Source organism: Streptomyces sp. NPDC060198, assembly GCF_042728415.1.
Lineage (GTDB): Bacteria > Actinomycetota > Actinomycetes > Streptomycetales > Streptomycetaceae > Streptomyces.
The window spans coordinates 1-5,668 of sequence record NZ_JBHWZJ010000419.1 but is presented as its reverse complement, the minus strand read 5'-3'; the positions used below and the strand labels follow the sequence as shown (position 1 = coordinate 5,668).

General features: G+C 71.8%; 4 protein-coding genes. All 4 read left to right on the top strand.

Annotation, left to right across the window (positions count from 1 at the left end; genetic code table 11):
- Positions 1-348: 348 nt before the first annotated feature.
- The 4 genes from ACFWEP_RS30725 to pstS all read left to right on the top strand — a co-directional run bounded on the left by ACFWEP_RS30725 (position 349) and on the right by pstS (position 5,538).
- Positions 349-2,613: an RNA degradosome polyphosphate kinase gene (locus ACFWEP_RS30725; RefSeq protein WP_387374979.1), complete on the top strand. Its 2,265-nt coding sequence runs from the start codon at positions 349-351 to the stop codon at positions 2,611-2,613.
- A complete protein-coding gene (locus ACFWEP_RS30720) occupies positions 2,600-3,616 on the top strand; it encodes a CHAD domain-containing protein (protein WP_387374977.1) in 1,017 nt (338 codons plus the stop codon). Before ACFWEP_RS30725 ends, ACFWEP_RS30720 begins: the two co-directional genes overlap by 14 nt.
- Positions 3,613-4,029, top strand: coding sequence for an NUDIX hydrolase (locus ACFWEP_RS30715; protein ID WP_387374975.1), 417 nt, complete (start codon positions 3,613-3,615; stop codon positions 4,027-4,029). Before ACFWEP_RS30720 ends, ACFWEP_RS30715 begins: the two co-directional genes overlap by 4 nt.
- 363 nt (positions 4,030-4,392) lie before the next feature.
- Positions 4,393-5,538, top strand: a complete 1,146-nt coding sequence (pstS, locus tag ACFWEP_RS30710) for a phosphate ABC transporter substrate-binding protein PstS (protein ID WP_328720813.1) — start codon at positions 4,393-4,395, stop codon at positions 5,536-5,538.
- The last annotated feature ends 130 nt before the right edge of the window (positions 5,539-5,668 follow it).

The following is a 5,668-nucleotide window of genomic DNA, read 5'->3' as shown; positions in this document are numbered from 1 at the left end:
CCACGAGGGGGGAGCCCGGACGGCGCGGCCGTACACACTCGGCGCCCCGCCGGTACGGTCGTACACGTTCCCGCCGTCCGGACAACCCGGGAGATACGCCCTACCGGGCCCCACAGGGGGCGCGTACGGCCAGGTGAGCGCCCCCGCGGGGCACCGCCCCGCGTCCACACCGCTTCCTGCATGTCATGTCGCCGTTACCGTCCATTCAGACTCGCTTGCGACGCTCACGGAATGCAGCCAGCTGTACCCGCCCCCCGCAACGGAAAGCCCCAGCGCCCTCCCGGACCTTCCGCGATCTTTCCTCGCTCCGACGCGCCCACTGGGCCATTCAGCGGGAAGAATGGGTCCATGAGCCAGCAGCCCAGCGCCGATGTACCGGTCCAGCCCGCCGCCTCGTCAGTCTCTCCGGCCCAGCCGTCGGCCGGGTCCCTCGCCGCACACCGCCCGCCGGCGACGTCCAAGGGTGCCCGGAGCTTCACCACCGCCGCGGATCTCGACCCCGACCTCGACGCCGACGCCGACTCCTACGAGCCGCGCCGCGACGGCGGAAGCCTTCCCGCAGACCGCTTCCTCGACCGGGAACGCAGCTGGCTCGCCTTCAACGAACGCGTTCTCGAACTGGCCGAGGACCCCGCGACGCCCCTCCTCGAACGGGCTAACTTCCTCGCCATCTTCGCGTCCAACCTGGACGAGTTCTTCATGGTCCGGGTCGCCGGCCTCAAGCGCCGCATCGCGACCGGCGTGGCCACCCGCTCCGCGTCCGGGCTCCAGCCCCGCGAGGTGCTGGAACAGATCTGGACCCGATCCCGCGAGCTCATGGCCCGGCACGCCGCCTGCTACCAGCAGGACATCGCCCCGGCCCTCAGCGACGAAGGCATCCAGCTGATCCGCTGGCCCGACCTCACGGAGAAGGAACAGGCCCGCCTCTTCACCTTCTTCCGCCAGCGCGTCTTCCCCGTCCTCACCCCGCTCGCGGTGGACCCGGCGCACCCCTTCCCGTACATCTCCGGCCTCTCGCTCAACCTCGCCGTCGTCGTACGCAACCCGGTCAGCGGCCACCGCCACTTCGCCCGGGTCAAGGTGCCGCCGCTGCTCACCCGCTTCCTGGAGGCGTCCCCGCAGCGGTACGTCCCCATCGAGGACGTCATCGCCGCCCACCTCGAAGAGCTCTTCCCGGGCATGGAGGTGCTCGCCCACCACATGTTCCGGGTCACCCGGAACGAGGACCTGGAGGTCGAGGAAGACGACGCCGAGAACCTTCTCCAGGCCCTGGAGAAGGAGCTCATGCGGCGCCGCTTCGGCCCGCCGGTCCGCCTGGAGGTCGAGGAGTCCATCGACCCCTACGTCCTCGACCTGCTGGTGCGCGAGCTGAAGGTCACCGACGCCGAGGTCTACCCGCTGCCCGGCCCGCTCGACCTCACCGGACTCTTCGGCATAGCGTCGCTGGACCGGCAGGAGCTGAAGTACCCCAAATTCATCGCCGGCACCCACCGCGACCTCGCCGAGGTCGAGTCCGCGTCCGCGCCGGACGTCTTCGCCGCGCTCCGCGAACGGGACGTGCTGCTCCACCACCCGTACGACTCCTTCTCCACCTCCGTCCAGGCGTTCCTGGAACAGGCGGCGGGCGACCCGGACGTGCTGGCGATCAAGCAGACGCTCTACCGCACCTCCGGCGACTCCCCGATAGTGGACGCCCTCATCGACGCCGCCGAGTCCGGCAAGCAGGTCCTCGTCCTCGTCGAGATCAAGGCCCGCTTCGACGAACAGGCCAACATCAAGTGGGCCCGCAAGCTGGAAGAGGCCGGCTGCCACGTCGTCTACGGCCTCGTCGGGCTCAAGACCCACTGCAAGCTGTCGCTCGTCGTCCGCCAGGAGGGCGACACCCTGCGCCGCTACTCCCACGTGGGCACCGGCAACTACCACCCCAAGACGGCCCGGCTGTACGAGGACATCGGCCTGCTCACCGCGGACCCGCAGGTCGGCGCCGACCTCTCCGACCTCTTCAACCGGCTCTCCGGCTACTCCCGCCGCGAGACCTACCGCCGGCTGCTCGTCGCCCCGAAGTCGCTCCGCGACGGGCTCGTCGCCCGCGTCAACAAGGAGATCGCCCACCACCGCGCCGGGCGCCCCTCCTACGTCCGCTTCAAGGTCAACTCCATGGTCGACGAAGCGATCATCGACGCCTGCTACCGGGCCTCGCAGGCGGGCGTCCCCGTGGACATCTGGGTACGCGGCATCTGCGCGATCCGCCCCGGCGTCCCCGGGCTCTCCGAGAACGTCCGCGTCCGGTCGATACTCGGCCGCTTCCTCGAACACTCGCGGCTCTTCTCCTTCGGCAACGGAGGCGAACCCGAGGTCTGGTTCGGCAGCGCCGACATGATGCACCGCAACCTCGACCGCCGGATCGAAGCCCTGGTCCGGGTCACCGACCCCGCCCACCGCGCCGCACTCAGCCGGCTCCTGGAGACCGGCATGGCCGACACGACCTCGTCGTGGCACCTGGGTCCCGACGGCGAATGGACCCGCCACTCCACCGACGCGGACGGCCAGCCCCTGCGGCACGTACAGGAAATGCTCATTGATGCACGGAGGCGCAGGCGTGCGACGCCCTGACCAGAAGACGCCCGGTACCGCCACGGCGCTGACCGCCGAGGCGGTACTGGCGCCCTACCTCCGCGCCCAGGCGGCCGACTTCCTGCGGAGTCTGCGCCTGCACCGCGAACAGAGCGCCCCCACGGATTCCGGCGGCCGCGGCACCGAAGAGGCCGCCCGCGCGCTGCGCCGGTCCGCCCGCCGCATCAGCGGGACCCTGCACACCTTCAAGGGGCTCCTCGATCCCGGCTGGGCCGAGCAGCTCCGCGCCGAACTGGCCTGGCTCTCCGGCACCCTCGCCCGCGAGCACGACTGCTCCACCCGGCTCCTGCGGCTCCTCGAAGCCCTCCACCACCTGTCCGGCGCCCACCTCCCGGCCGCCCGCAGCGGCAAGGGCGCCACCGGCGGCGGAGCCGGTAGCGGCACCGGTACCGACCGGGCGGCCATCGACGTCGGCGCGGCCCGCGCCGGAGCCCTGCTGGAGCGCCAGCTCACCCTGGCCCGCACCCGTGCCCACTCCGCGGCCCTCCAGGCACTCGGCTCCTCCCGCTTCCACGCGGTCGCCGACTCCGTCGCGCTGCTGGCCTCCGAGGTGCCGCTGACCGCCGGAGCCGGCGCACCCGCAGCCGACGCCCTCCTCGACCCCGCCGAACACGCCCGGCAGCGGCTGCTCGGCGCCGTCGCGGCCCTGCCGTCCGGCGACGCGGCGGACGTCTACAACGAGGCGCACGACGCGCACTGGCACCAGATCCGGCTGCTGCTCCGCCTGCACCGGTACGCCCACGAGGTCGTGGCCGGCACCCCCGACCCGGTCCTCGCCGGTCCGGAACGCGCCCTCGACCTGCACCGGGAGGCCTCCGAGGCAGCCTCGGCAGCCTCCGCGGCGGCCCGCACCCCACGCATCGCCCCGGCCACCGCGTACGCCCTCGGCGTGCTCCACGCCGACCAGCGCCACGAGGTCGACGCCGCCCGCTGCGTGTTCCGCGAGACCTGGCCGTACGCGGCGGCCGTGGCGGCGCCATGAGCTCGCCCGGACCGGTGGTCGCCGCCGGCTGCGTCCTCTGGCGCCGCTCCCCGGACGACGGCGGCCTCGAGGTCTGCCTCGTGCACCGGCCGCGGTACGACGACTGGTCGCACCCCAAGGGGAAGCTGAAGCGCGGCGAGGCACCGCGGGACGCGGCGGTCCGCGAGGTGCTGGAGGAGACCGGCCACCACTGCGAGCCCGGCGCCGCGCTGCCGATGCTGCGCTACGAGGTGAACGGGCACCCCAAGGAGGTCTTCTACTGGGAGGCCCCCGCCACGGGCGGAGCCTTCGTACCCAACGACGAGGTGGACCGCGTCGCCTGGCTCTCCCCCGCCGCCGCCCGCGACCGGCTGACCCGCCCCGCCGACCGGGTGCCGCTCGACGCGATGATCGCCGCCCGGCCGGACGCCTGACGCCCCGGACGCCCCGGACGCCCCGACGGCTGACGCGCCGGACGCCCCGGACGCCCCGACGGCCCTGTCAGCGCCGGCGGCGGTCTCCCGCCGCCGTGCCACCCCGTACGCCTCACGCGTACGGGGTGGCACCCGTGCGCCGGAGCGGGGCGGGAGCGCGGGCGGGAACACCCCGGGGGCCCGCAACCCCGCACCGTCCCGCACGGTTCACCTTCCGTTCACTCCCCCCCGTAGGCCGCTTCACCTGTTCTGCCTAATTTCGGACTTACACGGTGCGAGGCGCTCAGCCAACGCACCACTCCTCATCGCACGCCGTCGTAGAACGTATCGACCACGGCGGCTCCTGGAAGGAAACACCCGAAAGTGAAGCTTCAGCGCAAGAACCGGCTTCGTGCCACCGCGCTCGGTGCCCTCGCCGTCTCCGGCGCCCTGGTCCTCACGGCGTGCGGTTCGGACGACAACACCAGCAGCGACGCGACGAGCGGTGGCTCCAGCCAGTCCGCCTCCGCGGCCGCCTCGGACATCTCCTGCGACGGTGCCACCGGCCAGCTGCTGGCCTCCGGTTCCAGCGCGCAGAAGAACGCCGTGGACCTCTGGGTCAAGAACTACATGGCCGCCTGCTCCGGCGTCGAGGTCAACTACAAGTCCTCCTCCTCCGGTGAAGGCATCATCGCCTTCAACCAGGGCACCGTCGGCTTCGCCGGCTCCGACTCCGCGCTGAAGCCGGAAGAGGTCGCCGACTCGAAGAAGATCTGCAAGACCGGCCAGGGCATCAACCTCCCGATGGTCGGCGGCCCGATCGCGATCGGCTTCCACCTCGAAGGTGTCGACAGCCTGACGCTGGACGCCCCCACCCTCGCGAAGATCTTCGACACGAAGATCAAGAAGTGGAACGACGCGGCCATCGCCAAGCTCAACCCGGGCGTCGACCTGCCGGACAAGGCGATCCAGCCCTTCCACCGCTCCGAGGACTCCGGCACCACGCAGAACCTCGGCAAGTACCTCGCCGCCACCGCCGCGGACGACTGGAAGTACGAGCCCGAGAAGAAGTGGCCGGCCCCCGGCGGCCAGGCCGCGACCGGCTCCGCCGGCGTCGCCGCCCAGGTGAAGCAGGTCGACGGAGCCATCGGCTACTTCGAGCTCTCCTACGCCTCCTCGCAGTCGATCTCCACCGTCGACATCAACACCGGTGCCGCTGCCCCGGTCAAGGCCTCCCCGGAGACCGCCTCCGCCGCCATCGCCGCCGCCAAGATCAAGGGCACCGGCAAGGACCTGGCGCTCGACCTCGACTACACCACCAAGGCCGAGGGCGCCTACCCGATCGTCCTGGTCACGTACGAGGTCGTCTGCGACACCGGCAACAAGGCCGAGACCCTTCCGACGGTCAAGTCCTTCCTGACCTACACCGCCTCCGACGCGGGCCAGAAGCTCCTCACCGAGGCCGGCTACGCGCCGATCCCGGCCGAGATCAACGCGAAGGTCCGCGAGACCATCTCGGCCCTCTCCTAGTCACACCAGCTCCCCGTCACACCAGCTCGTAGCCACACCAGCCCGTAGCCACACCAGCTCGTAGCCACACCAGCGACACCTCCGCCTCCGGCGGATCCCCGTGCGGCCCGGCCCCTCGTCCGGACCGGGC